Genomic DNA, 17036 nt, shown 5'->3' with positions numbered 1-17036 from the left:
AGAAGGAGTTGACGACGTGCGTACTCTGGGAACGGAACGCATCGACGTCCGCCCCGGGCTACGGCCGGGCGGCCCGAACGGGGGAAGAAGGGTGCGTGCCCGATGACCATCGGGCTCCTCTCCATGGTCGCTGCCGTGTTCTACGGCGGTACGGTCTCGATCCTCGCCCTGACCGCGACGTTCGCCCGTCGCCGTACCCTGCGGCGTGAAGCGCGCAGCACGCTGGCCGTCCTCGTACCGGGGAGGGCGGTGGAGTCGCTCGGAGCGGACGGCACGACGGCAGGCCACGGCGGTTGAGCGTCAGCACACGGGCCGAGGGGGCATCCGCCTTGCGTGAACGCCCCCTCTCACTCACCGGTGACCCACGGAGGGCCGGCTGCGACTCACCATGAACGCCCCTGCCTGAGAGGCGACTTCGGGGGCGCCGCGACGTCCGGACGCGGCGGAGCGGACCGTTCGACGGCCTTGGCGAGTTGCAACGGAGTGAGGTTCAGCAGTCGCAGCAGAGCAGCCGTCTGCCGCTCGTCGCCGGACCACGCCCGTCGCTCCTCGGCCTGCTCGTACTGGGCCGCGTCCATCCCGATGGAGTCGGCCAGCTTGGCCGTGGTGAACTGCCGTGCCAGGCGGTGCTCCCCCAGCGTCCGCGGTTCCTCGACCCCCATCAGGTCCGTGGTACGGCACCAGAGCACGTCCGCGAGCGCGATCAACTCGGGCTCGGTGGGGCTGTACTCACCGCTCTCCCACGCGTGGACGAGGGAGACGTCCGTGGAAGCGCCGCACGCGTTCATCTGCTCCGCCACCTGCTGAGGAGTCATCCCGAGGCCCTGCCTGGCCGACAAGGCGACAGCGGGCGAGAACGGCGGTCTGTTCACGGGGGGCCTTTCCTGGTGCTCGGTGTCGCGTACCTCAGCCGGCGGTCCCGGTCGCACCGACGGCGTCGGTCCGGGAACACGCAGCGCAGGAGTGAGCCCGGTTCGGGCTCCTCGCGCGGCCATGACTGGTGATCAAATTGTCACCGCGGCGCGCCGATGCCTGCGACATATGCACGACACTTGTGCACGACCGCACCGCACCCATGCCTTTTCGGCCACGGCGACGCGACGCACGACGGGCCTCAAGGACACGCCCCTCATGATCGACAGGGCAGCGCGAGACAAGGCCTGACGTTCCGTCACCGAGCGACGGAGCGCCGCCGGGCACGGCCGCTTCGGCCTCGACACCGCGTTGATCACCTAGAGTGAACGAGCCCGATCGAAGCGTTGCCGTCTGCACCGCTCTGCCGGTCGGCAGACCGACCCGCCATGCCTTCACCGGCCGGGCGCGAGGTCCGCTCCCGGCGCCGGACGGGACCAGCCCTCCGCCCTTCCTCCCCTCGGAGTCACCATGGCCCCGCCCTCGCCCGCACCCTCGCTCCGCCGGCGCGGCCGGGCGTCGGTCCTGCCGGCCCTCGTCGCCATCGCGGTCCTGATCGTGGTGGCGGTGTCCGTGGGGTCGTGGGTGCAGTACACCGAGCGGCAGACGAACGACACAGTGCGGACGGTGGGATCCACGGCCGCCGACCGGGTGGACGTGGAGGCCACCGTCCAGAGCGTCGACGCCGCAGCGCGAGAGCTGGTCCTGCGGATGCGGGTCACACCACGCGGGACCCTCGGTGAGGAAGGCGGGAGCGCTCCGGTCGCCGATCTCAGCCTCCAGACCTCCGTGGCGACCCTGAGCGACCTGACTTTCCCGGCGCACGAACGCATCACCCCGAAGGACGTGCAGATCGCTCTCACCGGCGGGTCGATCAGCGACTATCCCTTCGACACCTACGAGACCGACATCGAGGTCTGGGCCACCCAAGGGGGCAGGCAGGTGCCGGTGCGGATGCTCTTCTCCAACAACGCCACGCTGTTCTCCATCTCCACGACGTCCCCCGCTTCCGCGCAGGAGGCCGTCGTGCGGCTGCGGTTGTCACGATCGGGCAGCCTTCTCGTCTTCGCCGTCTTCATGATGGTCGTGATGTGGGCGCTGGCGGCGTCCGTGCTGCTCGGCGCCTGGTACCTGACGACCCGCGGCGAGGGCCTCGTCTGGCCCGCCCTGGCCTGGATGGCCGCCACGCTGTTCGCTCTCGCCGCCTTCCGCAACACGGCCCCCGGCTCACCACCGATCGGCTGCGTGCTCGACTGGTTCGCCTTCCTGTGGGCCGAGACCGTCATCGCGCTGTGCCTGATCACCGTGGTCCTCACGGGCGTGCGCTCCGCGCTGCGCGCGGCCCTGCGCACGGACGACGCCCCGGGCACCTGAGCCGCGTCGGGCACCACCCGCTCGGCGGAGCCCGGACGGGCGTCGCCCGTCGGGAGCAGCACCTCCGGCGACCGCCGCCGACGGGCGCGGGACGCATCGCCGTCGCGGGGATCGGTCCGCCGAAGTCGGTCGAAGGTCGGCGCGCACCGATGAGTTCCTTCATGATCGGCAGTCAGAAGTCATGGTGGGCGCGCCGGGGCCGCGAGGGCGGTCCGGGCCCACGCCGACCGAGTCCGCCGAGAACCCGACACGAGACAACGAGGAACCACGATGCGCACCCTGATCAGCACGGCTTTCATCTCGCTCGACGGCGTCGTGGAGGCTCCGGGCGGCGAACCCGGCTACCGCAACGCCGGCTGGACCTTCAAGGACGTCGAGTTCCTCCCCGAGGCGTTCGAGATCAAGGGGCGCGAGCAGAAGGAGGCCGCCGCGATGCTGCTGGGCAGGACCAGCTACGAGTCGTTCAGCGCGGTGTGGCCCGACATGGAGGACTTCGCCGACTACAAGGTCATGCCGAAGTACGTCGTCTCGACGACCCTCGGCGAGGAGGACCTGGTGACGAACTGGGGCGAGACGACGATCCTGCGGTCGCTCGACGAGGTCGCCGCGCTCAAGCGGACCGAGGGCGGTCCGATCATCGTCCACGGGAGCGCCTCCCTGAACCACGCCCTCTCGGACGCGGGCCTCGTCGACCGCTACCACCTGCTCGTCTTCCCCCTCCTGCTCGGAGCCGGCAAGCGGCTCTTCAGCACCACGGACAAGGACACCCAGAAGCTGAAGCTGGTCGAGCACGAGGTGTACGCCAACGGTCTCCAGAAGAACGTGTTCGACGTCGTCCGCTGACCCGCCGGGCCCCGGGTCGCCTGCTTGATCGTGGAGGCGGCCCGCAGGACGTACGGGCCGGTGCGGGTGGATGCCGGGCTTCGTTGCGTGCGTCCGTCAGCCGTGCTTGGCTCGCCCGATGAACCTACTGCTGACGGCGAGCGGCCTGCGCAACGAGACACTGCGGGACGCGCTGCGGGACATGCTGGGAAAGCCGTTCGGATCGGCGAACGTCGTGTTCGTTCCCACCGCGTCGGTCGCCGAACCCGGGGACCACGGATGGGTCGTCGAGGACATGAACCGGCTGCACGGCCTCGGCTGGCGGGAGTTCGACGTCCTGGAGCTGAACGGCCTGCCGAGCCGGATGGTGCTCGACCGGCTGCGGCGCGCCGACGTCATCTACGCCGAGGGCGGCAACCACTACCACCTCGCGCGCAGCATCACCGGCAACGGCCTGGCCGACGGCATCCTGGAGGCGCTGGAGGAACGCGTCTACGTGGGGGTCAGCGCCGGATCGATGATCTTCAGCCGACATCTCACCGACCATTCCGCCGACGTCATCGGTGACACCGCCGACCTCCATGTGCTCGGCGCGACGGCCCTGGAGCCGCCGTTCGGGCTCTTCGACTGGTACCTCAAGCCCCACCTGTACTCACCGGACTTCCCCGAGCGGGACGACGCCTGGGCCGATCGCATCACCGCGCGGGCGGACTTCCCGATCTACTTCATCGACGACGACACGGCGCTTCGCGTGCGGGACGAAAAGGTGGACGTCGTCTCGGAAGGACGGTGGCGTTTCGAGCAGTGAGGAGGGGCCGAGCGGCGGCTGACGGGCGGCCAGGAGGCGACGGGGAGACCGCGGTCGGCGCGGGGTCCGGCGCCGGTCAGTCGCCGTCGGAACCGCTCGCGTCCACGTCGGCGGTGTCGGTGCCGTCGCCGCCGTCGTACCAGCCGGACCCGCCCGGCGGTGCGATCGTCCCCCTGTGCCGTGCCCGCACCGTGTCGGAGACGGCCGTCGCCGTCATCAGTCCCGCGACGCAGGCCAGCATGAGGGTGGTTCCCGAGACGAACAGCGCGGCCCACAGCGGGCCGTCGACGTCCGCGTCGAGGAAGATGAGCAGACCCAAGCCAGGGAACACGCCGAAGATCCAGCTGCCGCAGACCGTCAGCACCGTCATGCCCTGGTACAGATCGCCCAGACCGACGACGTCCCGTTCCGTGGCCGCCCGTCCGGGCAGCACGACCGGGAAGAGGGCGACCGCCTGCCAGGCCGCACAGACGAGTTGCAGGACGGCGCCGTCGGCGAACGAGACCGGGCGGGACCAGTGGTGCACCAGTCCGGCCAGGGCACTGAGGAACGTGCCGACGTTGCCGACCACCACCCACACCGCGCGGGAGCGGACGAACTCGGACACCCCGTCGCGCACGTCCTCCCAGAACCACGCCTGGGTGATCTTCCGCAGCCCGCGGCCGCTCCTGATGCCGTCGAACACGTCCGCCCCCCCCTACGCCGGCACCGTCCCCCGGCTTCCATCATGCCCACGCCCGGGACGCCGTGACACCGGTCGGCTCAGCTGCCGCACACCGGGTCCCCCGGCCTCCCCCTCACCCGCTCTCGCGCACCGGCTCCGAGGGGGCCGGCCGGTGTCCCGCGGTCTCCGGGTCGGTCAGCGCGCCGCGCGCCAGGTCGCGCAGCCACCGGTGTGCGGGGTCGGTGTCGTAGCGCTGGTGCCAGGACAGGTAGACCGGGGCGGGGGGCAGGTCGAGGGGAAGCGGGAGCAGCGTCAGGCCGAGCTCCGCGGCCGCCGGTCGCGCGGTGGATTCGGGCACGGTGACCAGCAGGTCGGAGTTCCGCACGAACGCGAAGGCGGCTCCCTCGGTGGGCGCGGACGCCACCACTCGCCGGGTGAGGCCGAGGGCGGCGAGGGCGCCGTCGAGGACGCTGGAGAGCCTTCCCCGGCGTGAGACGGCGATGTGGTCGGCCGCCGCGTAGTGCGCCGCCGTCACCGTCCCGGCCCGGGTGAGCGGGTGCTCCGCCCGCACGGCGACGACGTGCCGGGTCTCGGCCACCCGCTCGGCGCGGATCTCGGACGCGGTGGGGCGGTCGGCGTTCGCGGCGAGGTCGACCTCGCCCCGGCGCAGCTCGGGGGTGTCGACGCTGGACTCGGCCAGGAAGCGCAGTCGCACACCGGGCGCCTGCTCGCGCACGGCCGCCAGGAGAGCGGGGCCCGCGTGGGTGACGAGCGCGTCGTGCCAGCGCAGCGTGAAGGTCCGCTCCAGCGTCGCCAGGTCGAGTTCACGGCTCGGCGCCAGCACGCCCCGGACCTGCTGGAGCAGGTCGTGGACCTGTGCCCGCACGGCGATCGCGTACGGCGTGGGCGTCATCGTGCGCCCGGTGCGCACCAGGATCTGATCCCCCGTCGTGCGCCTGATCCGGCCGAGACTCCGGCTCATCGCGGGAGCGGTGACGTGCAGGCGCTCGGCCGCACCGGCCACGCTGCCCTCCTCCAGGAGGGCGTCCAGCGCGGCGAGCAGATTCAGATCCAGTTGCATGGCAGTCATGCTAGCCGTGCTTTACATGCACTTGATGTTAATGATGGCGGCTCATACGGTCGAGGTACGGGCGCACCGCGGCGCGGCTGCCGCCCGATCGACCTCATCCCCTCGCTTCGATGGAGTTCCGTCATGTCCGAGACGCCCACCGGTCCCGCCGTCCCCACGGGTTCCGCCACTCCTGTAGACGCAGCCGCTTCGGCCGCTTCGGCCGGGCCCTCCGGTTTTGCCGCGGACGCCGAAGTGCTGGCGCGCACCGCGGACGCCGTACGCGACGCGGCCTCGGCGCTGCGCGAGCGCTTCGGCGACGTCGTCCACCACGAGACCCGCGAGGAGCTGATGCGCGCGCTGGCCGTCAACGACGAACTCGCCCTCGGCATTCTGCGCCCCCGCCTCACCCAGTTGCGTCCGGAGGCCCGCTGGGTGGAGGAGGAGCTCGAGGGCGGCGCGCTGCCTCCGGGCGAATGGTGGGTCGTCGACCCGGCCGAGGGCAACGTCAACCACCTGCACGGACTGCCGGAGTGGGCGGTGACCGCCACCCTCGTACGCGACAACGTGCCGGTGCTCACCGCGGTCCACCTGCCGGCGACCGGGGAGACGTACACCGCGCTCGCCGGCGGCGGCGCCCGGCTCGACGGCCGGCCGCTGCACGTCTCCCCGACCACCGACCTCGGTATGGGCCTCGTGGCGACGAGCCAGGCGAGGCCGGACGAGGACGAGAAGGTCGTCCGTCGCGTCGGGGCCTCGATCACCTCGATGCTGCTGGACGCTCTGGTGGTGCGTACGGCCGTGCCCGCCACCCTGCACCTGCTCCACGTGGCCGCCGGCCGGATGGACGCCTTCTGGCAGTTCTCCGGTGCCCGCGCCGACCTGCTGCCGGGCGCGCTGCTCGTCACCGAGGCCGGTGGACGCGTCTCCGACGCCGAGGGCCGCCCGTGGAGTCCGCGGAGCGACAGCTTCCTCGCCGCCGCGCCCGGCGTGCACGCCGCCGCCGTGGCCACGCTCGCCCGCTGACCCGCCGTCACCTCACCAGAGCACCGCACTCGAACACATCTGACACAGACAGGACTTGGCCGACATGAACAAGATCACCGTGCTGGGCAGCGGCCGCGTGGGCGGCAACCTCGCCGCGGCGCTCACCGCGGCGGGACACGAGGTGACCGTGGCGGGCCGCTCCCCCGAGGCGTCCGCGGAAGCCGTCCGGACGGCGCGGATCGTCGTCAACGCCACTCCGGGCGCCGGTTCGCTGGAACGGCTCACCGCACTGCGCGAGGAACTGCACGGCAAGATCCTGGTGGACGTCTCCAACGCGACCGTCGACGGACCCGACGGGCTGCCCGCCGCCCTGCTCCACCCCGGTACGAGCCTCGCGGAACAGCTCCAGACGGCGCTTCCCGGCACGCGCGTCGTCAAGACGCTCAACACCATGCTCTACACGGTGATGACCGCGCCCTCCGCGCTCGGCCGGCCGCCGACGGCCTTCCTCTCCGGCGAGGACCAGCAGGCCAAACAGACCGTCTGCGGGCTGCTCGCGGACCTCGGCTGGTCCCCGGAGTGGATCGTCGACCTCGGCGGCATCGAGACCGCGCGGGCCACCGAGGCCGCCGTCCTGTTCGTACCGCACGTGATCCGGGCGAGCGGGTTCGCGCCCTTCGCCGTCTCGATCGCCCGGTGACGGAGCGGGCACCCGGTGGAGCCCCCTGGGCACGCGGGTGTGCACGCGGGCGCGTCCGGGCACCGCGTGCGCAGCGCGCACCGCGTGCCGCGAGGTGTTCCGCCCATGCCGTCACGCGGGAATGCGGACCGTCTCCACCCAGTGCGGCGGCCGCGGCGCTTCGGACCCGATCAGCGCCGCGAGGAGTCGGCACGGCGGGCTCTCGTCGGGCCAGGGGGTGTACCCGTCGGTGAGGACGACGACGATGCCCGGACGCTCGCGCACGGAGAGGGCCGCCTCGATCCCGACCCGCATGTCCGTGCCGCCACCGCCGCCCAGGGTGATCTGCTCGGTGGCCACCACCCGCGACACCGCGTGCACGTCGGCGTCGCAGGCGAGCACGGTCACGCGGTTGCCCCGGATGCCCACCTCGCGCAGGACGCCCGTCACCTCCCCCAGCGCCGCCGCCAGTTCGGCCTCGCCCATCGAGCCCGAGGTGTCGATGACGACGGCCACCCTCGGCAGCGGACGGCGCAGACTCGGCAGCACGACGCCCCGCAGCGCCGGCGTGCGGCGCGACGGACGGCGGTAGGTGTAGTCGACGGCGCCCGCGGCCCAGGCGGCGGCTTCCCGGACCGCTCCGGACAGCGCCCGCCGCCAGTCGACCGTGGGTTCCAGGACCTCCTCGGCCCAGCGCTGCCAGCCCGCGGGCAGGTTGCCACGGGTGCGCTGGTGGGCGCGCATCGCCTCGGCGGTGAGCCGCCGCAGGGCCTGCGCCTCCACCTCGCGGAGCCGGGCGGGGCCGGGGTCCTCGTCCAGTTCCCAGGGCGCCGGCCGGCCGTGGGCGCCCGACCCGCAGTCCGGCCCGCGCACGTGCTCCGGGAGCCGGTCCAGGTACGCCTCGAACAACTGGCCCTCGGGGAGCCCGAAGAGCCGCGGTTCCATGCGTCCCTCGGGCAGCCGCAGACCGTCGGCGAGCAGGTCGTCGTTGATCTCGCAGTCCTGGGCGACGTTGACCCGGTGCGGGTCGCGCTGGGCGGCGGCCGGCAGCCGGTCGGCGCGCCCGTGGTGGTCGCGCAGCAGATGTGCCGCCTCGTGCACCCAGACCCCGGCGAGCTCGGGCACCGGCGTCGCGTCGACGAAGGCGGGCGAGACGTAGCAGCGCCAGTGCCGGTCCACTCCCATCGTCGGCACCTGGGCGCTGGGCACGACGGTCAGCGCGTACAGCGCCGACGCCAGATACGGACGGTCGTTCGCCGCCTTGTAGCGGGCGGCGAGCAGTTTGGTCGTGTCCAGGCCGCCGGGCGCGTCCGCCGTCCGCCCCGCGCGTCTCACCGGCCGCCGCCGGGCAGGGCTCCCGACATCTGGAGCAGCTCCAGGAAGCCGTCGATGCCGGGCGGTACGGGCCAGTCGAGGTGGCGCATCGCGGCGAGGTCGGTGGCCGCGCGGGCCGCCACGTCCGGGACGCCTGCGTCCACCGCCTTCGCCAGCACGGCCCAGCCCGCCTCCCAGCGGGGCCGGGTCAGGTCGCTCTGGATGGCGGCGACCACGGCGATGAGGAAGGCCAGTTGACGGTCACCGCGGTCGGGAAGGGCGAAGGCGTCGGGATCGGCGAGGACGCGGTCGGGGTCGGGCAGGTCCAGGTGTTCGAGGTACGACAGCAGCTCGATGCCGGCGCCGTCCCCGACCGCGCCGGTGAGCGCCGCGGCCAGCGCCTCGCGCCCGACGCCCGACGCGTACCCCGCGGCGAGAAGCTTCAGCGCCATCTCCCAGGTGCGCGGCGACGGCCAGGACCGGCCGCGGCTCTCGGCATCGGCGGGGATGTGGTGCACGAGGCCGGGTCGCGCGGTGAGGAAGCCGGAGATCGCGCCACGCGCCCGGGCAACGGCGCCGGGGACCCTGCCCGCGTCCACGACGGGGACGGTCACCTCCGGCCAGGTGCCGGCCATGCCGCGGGCGACGGTGCGCGGGTCGTGGGTCCATTCGAGGTGGACGAACCGGTTGGCCAGGGGCGGGCTGAGGTGCCAGCCGTCCGCCGCGCTGGAGGGCGGGTTGGCTGCGGCGACGATCCGCACGGCCTCCGGCAGGAGCAGACTGCCGACCCGCCGTTCGAGGACCACCCGCAGCAGGGCCGCCTGCACGGCCGGCGGCGCGGAGGACAGCTCGTCGAAGAAGAGCAGTCCCTGCCCCGCCCGGGCGAGCCGGACCGCCCAGTCCGGCGGCGCCATCGGCACACCGGTGACGGCGGGATCGTCACCGACGATCGGCAGGCCCGCGAAGTCGGACGGCTCGTGCACGCTGGCGATGACCGTCTCCAGCGGCAGGCCGAGCCCGGCGGCGAGCTGCTCCAGTCCCGCCGACTTGCCGATGCCCGGCTCACCCCACAGCAGCACGGGCTGATTGGCCGTCACGGCCAGTGCCAGTGCCTCCAGTTGAGGGTTGGTGGCGGGTTCGGTCCGCAGGGTGCGCAGTCGGCGGTTCAGGTCGTCGGCGGCCGCGAGCGGGCCCGACGGCGCGGTGGTCGCGGTACGGGCGCTGCTCAAGGGGACATCCCCTCCTCGTCGTTGTCGTCGTCCTCGTCGTGCTCTCCGTCCTGTTCGTCCATCCACTCGTCCCACCACTCGGCGCCGACGCCCGGATGTTCCGCGTCGACACGTTCGCGCAGGAAGGCCAGGTCGGACCGCTTGTAGCGGCGGACGATCTGGGAGAGCGACAGCTCCGTGCCGTCGATCACGTCCAGCCGGCTCCCGGCGGCGACGAGCGCCTCCACCAGGGCCTTCGAACCGAGGTCGTTGACGGCGACGAACAGCGGGGTGCGCTCACGCCGGTCCCGGGCCTCCAGGTCCAGGCCCTCCGCCAGCAGACGGGGCAGCAGGCGCTCGTGGTCGAGGAGGTTCAGCACGTGCAGCAGGGTGCGCCCGTGGCCGTCCCGCACCCGCGGGTCGACACCCGCGTCCAGAAGCTCCAGCACACCGGGGGTGTCACCGTGCTGGGCCCGCAGGAACAGTTCGGTGCGCTGGGACCGCAGCGCCTTGGGCAGGCGTCCCGCCCCGGAGGTCCACGTCTGCTCCACGGCGAAGCACCCCGCGACGGCGCCGCCGAAGGCGCGCAGGGCGCGCTCGCGCCGCTGTTCCTCGTCGCTGTGCGGCATGTGGAGCAGTCCGCCGGGCCGGAAGCCCACCTCGTGCCACTCCCCGCGGCAACGCACCCGGACGGGCGCCGGAGCCGTCGGTCCGGGCGGACCCGCGAGGTCCTCGGGAACGTGCAGGGCGGGGAACAGCGAGGCCCGCACGAGCGGGTGGAGGTGCTCGGGTGCGACTCCCCCGGCGCGCAGCAGGTCGAGGTCGGGGAGTCTGCGCCACAGGGCGCCTGCGAGGAAGGGCAGGCCCCGGACCTCGTCCCGGTCCACCACGCGCACCGAGAGTCCGGCGGTGCCCGACGGCTCCAGCAGGAAGTAGGTGCGGAAGTGCGCGCCGATCAGGAAACGGTCTCCGGTGCCCTCGGCGACCAGGCGGCGGGCCTCGGGCTCCAGGCGGGTGTGGTTCAGCGCGAGCGCGGCCAGCAGCGGCTCCGGATCGGCCTGGTACCAGCCCGACTTCTGCGGAGGTGTCAGGTCGAGGTCGATTCCGGCTTCGGCGAAGGCGGCCTGCACCCGGCCCTGCTGGTGCAGCGTCGTCGTCCACTCGGCGCGCGCGGCGGGGTCCCCCGCACCGGAGCCGTCCGACGGGAGCTCCTCCGGGCCGCGCACGGTGGCGTCGGGGTGGAAGAAGGGCGGTCGCCCGGGGTCGCCGCCGCACCGCTCGCGCAGTTCGGCGCTGTGCCGGTCGTCCCACAGGTGCCGTGCGGAACGCCAGTCGTGCGTGGTGGGGCCGAAGACGCCCGCGGCACGCTCGTCCTCGACCGTCTCGAACCGCAGGGCGACCCGCTGCGGTCCCTCCGTCATCGCGCCCGTGACGACGTGCAGATACGGCGTGGTCCGGCGGCGCTCGTCCGGTGTCCTCGGCCGGTAGCGCGCGAGGACGACGGTCGTGCCCGTGGCCAGGGTGGTGCGCCCGCCGAGCAGCCGCGGCAGATGCCAGCGCAGCAGGTCCGGGGCGAGGTGACGGAGGTCCTCCTCCAGCAGCGCGGCCACGTCGTCGCCGCAGTGGTCCGCGACCTCGGACAGGTCGAAGGCGATGTCCAGCCCGGCCGCAGCGCAGGCTCCGCGCCAGTCGCCGGCCAGCCGGCGTTCCCCGGCGCGCTCGATCATCCAGCGGGGCACGGCGTAGCGGCGGATCCGGCGCCGGCCAGCCGCTTCGTCCGGCGGGAAGCAACGGGGTACGGCCTGGGCGGTCACCGGTAGACGCTCCCTATCGCACGCAGGTCGGGGTGTGCCGTGCCGACGGGGCGCAGGCGCTGGACGAACGACCGCTTCACCTTGCGGGGCAGTCCCGGTCCCAGACCGACGTACTCGAGGGGCGAGCCGTCGGGCACGGCCGCCAGCAGGGTCTTCGCGCCGCGTCCGGTCAGGCCGGTGTGGCACAGCTCCAGTCGGCGCAACGGGCTGCCCGGCAGTGCGGCGGCGAGCGCGTGGGCCCCCGCGTCGCCGGGGGTGTTCGCGGGGGCGCCGAGGCTGCGTTCGGACATCGGCCGGCCCAGGTCGAGCGCCTCGATCGCGCCGAGGGACCCGGCGAGGGCGCGGGCGCCGACGGGGCCGATGCCGTTGCCGCCCAGGCCGAGTCGCACGGGCCGGGCGGGGTCGGCCGCGGCGGCCGCGAGGATCGCCGCGCCTTCGTCACCGAGGTGGTTGGCGGGCAGGTAGAGCTCGCGCACCCCGGCGTCCCGGATCAGCGCGGCCAGCAGCGGGGCGGCCTGCGCGGTCAGGCCGTTGCCTCCGAGGAAGAGTCGCTCCACCGGACGGGGCCTGCTGCTCAGAGCGTCGAGCAGGGCCGTCAACCCGCCGGTGGTCAGGCCGGTGTTGACCAGGTCGAGCGTGCGCAGTGCGGTGTTGCGGCGGAGCATCGTGGCGAGCGCCCGCGCGCCGTCGTCGCCCACCGGGTTGCGCTTGAGCCACAGGGCGCGGACGGTGCCGTCCGTCGCCAGCGCGTCGGCGAGCGCGCCGGCGCCCGCGGGGCCGATCCGGTTGCAGCCGAGATAGAGCGTGTGGACGCCGTGGCCGTCCGCCAGCGCGTCGGCGACCGCGCGGGCCCCGTCGTCGCCGACGGCGTTGGTGCCGAGCAGCAGGTGGGTGGCGTGCGCGGAGGAGGCGGCGACCGGCATGAGCCGTGCCGCTCCCGCCGTGCCGAGGCCTTGCTTGCACAGGTCGACACGCCCGTCCGCGCGCAGCGTGCCGAGCGGGAAGGTCTCGTCGGCGTCGACCGGGTGCGCGGACCGCAGGCGGTCGAGCAGCGGTTCCAGTGCGCCGGGATCGCCGATCGGGATGTCGGGGTGCTCGATCGCGGGGCAGCGTACGGGCGTCGGCTGCGTCATCACCACTCCACCGGTCCATCGCCGGCGCCCGGCCCGCCGAGGGCGGCATCGCCCTCCGCCCGCCCAGGACGAACCGACGCCAATCGACTGTTCCACGACTAGGGCGGCAAGGCCGGCCGGATTCGAACCGACGTCCTCCAGCTTGATGCTTGGGCGCGACGACCACTGCGCTACAACCTTGCCGCGAAGATCATAGCCACATTCAGCCAGCTGTTCGATCCCCTACAGCACGACGGTGATGGGTCCGCAGTCCGCTCCGTGGCGGACGCAGGCGGGAGCCGCGGAGCCGTGTCCCTCGTACTCGTGCCGTTCGGCGTTCAGCACTCCGCCCACCAGGAGGGCCACCACCAGATGCGCGGCCACGGTCCAGCGGGCACGGAAGACCGCCGCGACGACGGCCAGGACGAGTACGGCGACCAGCAGCGTCCGAACCCTCCCGAGATGCGCGAGACCCGCCGCGTCGACGCTGGCCTGATCGCCCTGCGCCGCCCACACTTCCAGACCGAAGCCGTAGACCCGGTCCAGGGCGAACCAGCCGACTTCCAGCACGAAGAGGGGGATCGCGAAGGCCAGGTCCACGCCAGGCCGGGTACGGCGCGACCACGGGCGGCCGCGCCGCGGGGGTGACGAGATGTCGGTCATGGACGCAGCCTGCCGCGCGAGCGACCCGTCCCGCATGAGCACGGTTACTCAGACCGCCGGGCGCCTCCGCCGACCGGCGCTGCCCCCGAATCCAGCTCGCGCAGCGGGCCGCGGCCGCGGCCTCGACCCGCGCTCAGGCGAGGGCCGGTGCGGGGCGGCCGGCCGTCATCGCCTCCAGCCTCTTGATCTTCTTCCGCACGACGTACAGCGGGATCACGCCGAACACGCCGAACGACATGTCGATCACGCTCCACCAGAACGGGATGCCGCGCAGGGGGCCGCAGACGAGGGCGAGCGGGATGATGCCGGCGCAGGCGATCATCGAGAACTCGACGACCCAGATGTTGCGGACCGGGTCGCGGTAGGGGCCCCAGAAGGCGACGGCGATGACGAGATGGGCGAAGGCGAGCCAGTCCGTGCCGTAGAGGAGGAACGGATAGTCGGCGTCGGCCGTGTCGAGGCCGCGCCGCACGCGCTCGATCCACTCCATGAGCCCGGGCAGCCGCTCCGGTACGGACAGATGACGGAACAGCTCTTCCGTCCAGCGCAGTTCGTGCACGAGCGGGAACGCGGTCGCGCCGCTGATCACCAGGCACACGACGAAGAGGACCAACCAGACGCGAATGCCCTTCACCAGGGCGGCCCTGTCGCTCATGCGGGCATCGTACGCCTGCAATTGAACGTGTTCAAAAGTATTCGGGCACACCGGTGCACGGGCGCACGGCAATTGCTGCGGCCCCCCCTCCCCCGCGACGGTGAGGAGCGGTGAGTGGTTCATCCGGCACGGTGCGGTGTTCCTCACCAGACGTCGGCGGCGATCCGGCACCTCCCGCACGCGAAGATCACGTAGCATCCAGGGCGAATCAACCAACTGTCGCGGTTGCCCGCCTAGTTGGAGATTTCTCCACACCTCGACCAGGGTGACCGCGCAAGGGGGAAGGAACAAACCGAGATGACGTCATCCAGTCTGCGTCGACGTGTCGCAGGAACCGCCGCCACCGTGCTGCTCATCGGAGGCGGCGCACTGGCGGCCGCGCCTTCGGCCGCGGCGAAGGCGAACCTGCTGACCATCGACAAGGTGTCGCAGCACGCTCCCGGCGTGCAGGTGAAGGTCACCTACTCCTGCGACGTCGGCATCGACCACCAGCTGGTGGCCAACGCGACGACGCTCAACCACAGCTCCCACGACCAGTCGATCGCGGCGGGCACCGTCAAGAAGGACAAGCTGGTCTGCGACTACGAGAACCACGTCGCACTGGTGACCCTGCGCCCGGCCGCGGGCTCCCACTTCGACAAGGGGGACAAGGTGAAGGTCACCGTCTTCTACTTCGACAACGACGGGTTCCGCTACGCCGACACGGAGACGGTCGCCGTCCTCTAGGACGGGCCCGCCCCATGGCGGGAGACAGGTCGGCGACGGGGTCGCCCCGGCAGGTCCTGCCCGGTCGAACGACCGGGCAGGCCCCCTGCCGGGGCGGTTCGCCACACGCACACGCCGCCACACGCACGCGGCGCACGCACGCGACACCTCGCGGGTGAGGCCGATACCCCGCCGGGTTCTCGGCCCGCCCGTGCGCACGACATGCGGCTACGGCGCTTCCCGTCGGACCGGGTCCGCCGTCGCGTCGGGAGTGAGCCGCGGGCCGGCCTCGACGGGCCGCAGGTGCGGGCGCTTCGCGGTGCGGGCGTCGCCCGAGGAGCGTCCGCGCAGGCGGCGTCCCAGCCACGGGCCGAGGTAGGAGGCCGCCCAGCGCAGTTCGGCCGCCGCTGCCTGACCGGCCGTGGGCAGCCGCTGCGGCGGGAGCGGGAGCGTCCAGGCGTCGTCGCTTCCGGGCAGTTCGAGGGCTCGGGCGAGTGCCGCGGCGATCCGTTCATGGCCGAGGGGGCTCGCGTGGAGCCGGTCCGCGGTCCACAGCCGCGGGTCCGTGGTGACGGCCGGCCGGCCGGTCTCGGCGACCACCACCGCGTGTCGGGCGGCCGCGGCCCGGATACCCGCATTGAGTTCGAACACACGGGACCTGAGCGGCCGGGCGAGCGGGGCGACCTTCGCGATGTCGGGGAAGGTCAGCGTGACGACACGGGTCCCGGCCCGCGTGAGCGCGGCGAACATCTCCTCCACCTGACCGACCACTTCCACGACGTCGAACCGGGGCCGCAGCAGGTCGTTGACCCCGGCGACGACGGTGGCCAGGTCGGGGCGCAGCGCCAGGGCGGGCGCGAGCTGTTCGGTGCGGATCTGCCCGGCGGTGCGTCCCCGCACGGCCAGATTGGCGTATCGAAGTGCGGGATCGACGGCCGCGAGGTGCTCGGCGAGCCGGTCGGCGAAGCCGCGCAGGCCGACGGTGTCGTCCCCGTCACCGAGTCCCTCGGTCTGACTGTCGCCCAGGGCGACGTAGCGCAGGTACGGACCGTTCGGCATCTCTGGTCTGCCTTCCCCCCGGGACGGTTGCGGCACGCGGGCACCAGGCCCGGAGCCCGCGCCCGGCGCGGGGACGAGGCCGCACGAGTACGGCACCGGACCCTACTCAAGAACAAGAGTAGTCACATTGTTGAGTAGTCGGGGCAACAGGGTCAGTTCTTCTTCAGCTCCTCGGCGAGCATCACCAGGATGCCGCTGGGACCGCGGACGTACGTCAGCTTGTAGATGTCCTCGTACGTCGCCACACCGCGCAGCGGACGGCACCGTGCCGAGCGGCCGTCTCGAGGGCCGCGTCGATGTCGTCGACCTGGAAGGCGACCCGGTGCATGCCGATCTCGTGGGGAAGCGTGGGCTCGGTCTCGATCGCTTCGGGGTGGATGTACTCGAAGAGTTCCAGGCGGCCCTGGCCGTCCGGCGTCTGGAGCATCGCGATCTTGGCGTGGTTGCCGTCGAGACCGACGGCGGTGTCGGTCCACTCGCCGCTGACCGTGTCCCGGCCGATGACCGTGAGGCCGAGATCGGTGAAGAAGGAGATCGCTGCTTCGAGGTCGCGCACGGCGATGCCGACGTTCTCAAGTCTGATGGCCATGCGCCGCATGCTACCGAGACGGGCCGATCGGACACTTCGGACGAGCCGGCGGTCGCATGCCGGCAAACCGTCGAGGACGACAGGGCGGCGGGCGCGGACGCCATGAGCGGGCGGGTGCGCACCGGCGAGAAGAGACGACCGGAATCCGTTGGATCACCGGACGCGTCCCGCCCTACGGTGGCGCCATGAACGATCACCCGGAAGTGCCCGTCGCGCCTGTCCAGGCTTTCGAACCCCCTTACTACGTCGCTGTCTTCACCGCGGTGCGGACCCAGGAACAGGACGGCTACCGCGAGACCGACGCACGGATGGAGGAACTGGTGAAGGCGATCCCCGGGTTCCTGGGGATGGACCACGCGCAGACACCCGGTGGGCTGGGCATCACGGTCGGGTACTTCCGTGATGCCGACGCCCTCACGCAGTGGAGCGCCGACACCGAGCATCGGGCGGCGCAACGACGCGGGCGGGCCGAGTGGTACGAGAGCTACACCCTGCACGTGGCGAAGGCGGAGCGGAGCAGCGGCTTCACACGGGCCTGACGCCCGGCTCGTCGCGCTGCCCCGCGCGTCCCACCCGTCAGTGAGTGCCCTCGGGCACCTGTC

The 17036-nt window shown here is 72.7% G+C and carries 18 protein-coding genes and 1 pseudogene; 8 read left to right on the top strand and 11 right to left on the bottom strand.

Features of this window, described 5'->3' with window-relative positions:
- Positions 1–102: 102 nt before the first annotated feature.
- Complete coding sequence (locus tag Saso_RS11775) at positions 103–297, top strand: hypothetical protein (RefSeq protein ID WP_189919197.1); 195 nt, start codon at positions 103–105, stop codon at positions 295–297.
- An 86-nt stretch (positions 298–383) separates the two neighbouring features.
- Here the strand turns inward: Saso_RS11775 and Saso_RS11770 are convergent, their stop codons facing one another.
- Positions 384–815: a helix-turn-helix domain-containing protein gene (locus Saso_RS11770; protein ID WP_229901134.1), complete on the bottom strand. Its 432-nt coding sequence runs from the start codon at positions 813–815 to the stop codon at positions 384–386.
- Positions 816–1383: 568 nt separating this feature from the next.
- Here Saso_RS11770 and Saso_RS11765 point away from each other — a divergent pair.
- The 3 genes from Saso_RS11765 (at position 1384) to Saso_RS11755 (ending at position 3916) form a co-directional block, all read left to right on the top strand.
- Positions 1384–2286, top strand: a complete 903-nt coding sequence (locus Saso_RS11765; RefSeq protein ID WP_189919196.1) for a DUF4436 family protein — start codon at positions 1384–1386, stop codon at positions 2284–2286.
- 270 nt (positions 2287–2556) lie between these two features.
- Positions 2557–3129 (top strand): dihydrofolate reductase family protein, encoded by a 573-nt coding sequence (locus tag Saso_RS11760; protein WP_189919195.1) that lies wholly within the window; start codon positions 2557–2559, stop codon positions 3127–3129.
- Between the two features lie 118 nt (positions 3130–3247).
- On the top strand, positions 3248–3916 hold the full coding sequence (locus Saso_RS11755; protein WP_189919194.1) for a Type 1 glutamine amidotransferase-like domain-containing protein: 669 nt from the start codon (positions 3248–3250) through the stop codon (positions 3914–3916).
- Between the two features lie 76 nt (positions 3917–3992).
- On the opposite strand, the gene Saso_RS11750 is transcribed toward Saso_RS11755, so the two are convergent.
- Positions 3993–4601, bottom strand: coding sequence for a hypothetical protein (locus tag Saso_RS11750; RefSeq protein ID WP_189919193.1), 609 nt, complete (start codon positions 4599–4601; stop codon positions 3993–3995).
- Positions 4602–4713: 112 nt separating this feature from the next.
- A complete protein-coding gene (locus Saso_RS11745) occupies positions 4714–5661 on the bottom strand; it encodes a LysR family transcriptional regulator (protein WP_189919191.1) in 948 nt (315 codons plus the stop codon).
- A 132-nt stretch (positions 5662–5793) separates the two neighbouring features.
- Between Saso_RS11745 and Saso_RS11740 the strand changes: the two genes are divergently transcribed.
- The gene (locus Saso_RS11740) at positions 5794–6675 is read left to right on the top strand and encodes an inositol monophosphatase family protein (protein WP_189919190.1); all 882 of its coding nucleotides are present in this window, start codon (positions 5794–5796) and stop codon (positions 6673–6675) included.
- Between the two features lie 64 nt (positions 6676–6739).
- Positions 6740–7336 (top strand): NADPH-dependent F420 reductase, encoded by a 597-nt coding sequence (locus Saso_RS11735; protein ID WP_189919189.1) that lies wholly within the window; start codon positions 6740–6742, stop codon positions 7334–7336.
- 111 nt (positions 7337–7447) lie between these two features.
- Here Saso_RS11735 and Saso_RS11730 read toward each other — a convergent pair whose 3' ends face one another.
- The 6 genes from Saso_RS11730 to Saso_RS11705 form a co-directional block, all read right to left on the bottom strand.
- Positions 7448–8650 carry a vWA domain-containing protein gene (locus tag Saso_RS11730; RefSeq protein ID WP_189919188.1) on the bottom strand — a complete coding sequence of 401 codons (1203 nt, stop codon included), beginning with the start codon at positions 8648–8650 and terminating at the stop codon, positions 7448–7450.
- The gene (locus Saso_RS11725; protein WP_189919187.1) at positions 8647–9858 is read right to left on the bottom strand and encodes an AAA family ATPase; all 1212 of its coding nucleotides are present in this window, start codon (positions 9856–9858) and stop codon (positions 8647–8649) included. The genes Saso_RS11730 and Saso_RS11725 overlap by 4 nt, the downstream gene beginning before the upstream one ends.
- Positions 9855–11651, bottom strand: a complete 1797-nt coding sequence (locus Saso_RS11720) for an ankyrin repeat domain-containing protein (RefSeq protein ID WP_189919186.1) — start codon at positions 11649–11651, stop codon at positions 9855–9857. The genes Saso_RS11725 and Saso_RS11720 overlap by 4 nt, the downstream gene beginning before the upstream one ends.
- Positions 11648–12784, bottom strand: a complete 1137-nt coding sequence (locus tag Saso_RS11715) for a leucine-rich repeat domain-containing protein (protein WP_189919185.1) — start codon at positions 12782–12784, stop codon at positions 11648–11650. The genes Saso_RS11720 and Saso_RS11715 overlap by 4 nt, the downstream gene beginning before the upstream one ends.
- Positions 12785–13006: 222 nt before the next feature.
- The gene (locus tag Saso_RS11710) at positions 13007–13426 is read right to left on the bottom strand and encodes a DUF6234 family protein (protein WP_229901133.1); all 420 of its coding nucleotides are present in this window, start codon (positions 13424–13426) and stop codon (positions 13007–13009) included.
- 133 nt (positions 13427–13559) lie between these two features.
- Positions 13560–14081 (bottom strand): hypothetical protein, encoded by a 522-nt coding sequence (locus Saso_RS11705; protein WP_189919183.1) that lies wholly within the window; start codon positions 14079–14081, stop codon positions 13560–13562.
- 297 nt (positions 14082–14378) lie between these two features.
- Here Saso_RS11705 and Saso_RS11700 point away from each other — a divergent pair, with 297 nt between their 5' ends.
- Entirely contained in the window at positions 14379–14807 is a 429-nt protein-coding gene (locus tag Saso_RS11700) for a hypothetical protein (protein WP_189919181.1), read from the top strand.
- A 207-nt stretch (positions 14808–15014) separates the two neighbouring features.
- On the opposite strand, the gene Saso_RS11695 is transcribed toward Saso_RS11700, so the two are convergent.
- Both Saso_RS11695 and Saso_RS11690 read right to left on the bottom strand, forming a co-directional pair.
- Positions 15015–15845: an SGNH/GDSL hydrolase family protein gene (locus Saso_RS11695; protein WP_189919179.1), complete on the bottom strand. Its 831-nt coding sequence runs from the start codon at positions 15843–15845 to the stop codon at positions 15015–15017.
- Between the two features lie 152 nt (positions 15846–15997).
- A pseudogene (locus Saso_RS11690) lies at positions 15998–16434 on the bottom strand (VOC family protein).
- A 185-nt stretch (positions 16435–16619) separates the two neighbouring features.
- Between Saso_RS11690 and Saso_RS11685 the strand changes: the two are divergent.
- Positions 16620–16973 carry an antibiotic biosynthesis monooxygenase family protein gene (locus Saso_RS11685; RefSeq protein ID WP_189919177.1) on the top strand — a complete coding sequence of 118 codons (354 nt, stop codon included), beginning with the start codon at positions 16620–16622 and terminating at the stop codon, positions 16971–16973.
- Positions 16974–17036 lie beyond the last annotated feature (63 nt).

The organism is Streptomyces asoensis (assembly GCF_016860545.1).
Classification (GTDB): domain Bacteria; phylum Actinomycetota; class Actinomycetes; order Streptomycetales; family Streptomycetaceae; genus Streptomyces; species Streptomyces asoensis.
Note: the sequence above shows the minus strand (reverse complement) of the source record. Positions and strands in the feature narration are given on the sequence as shown.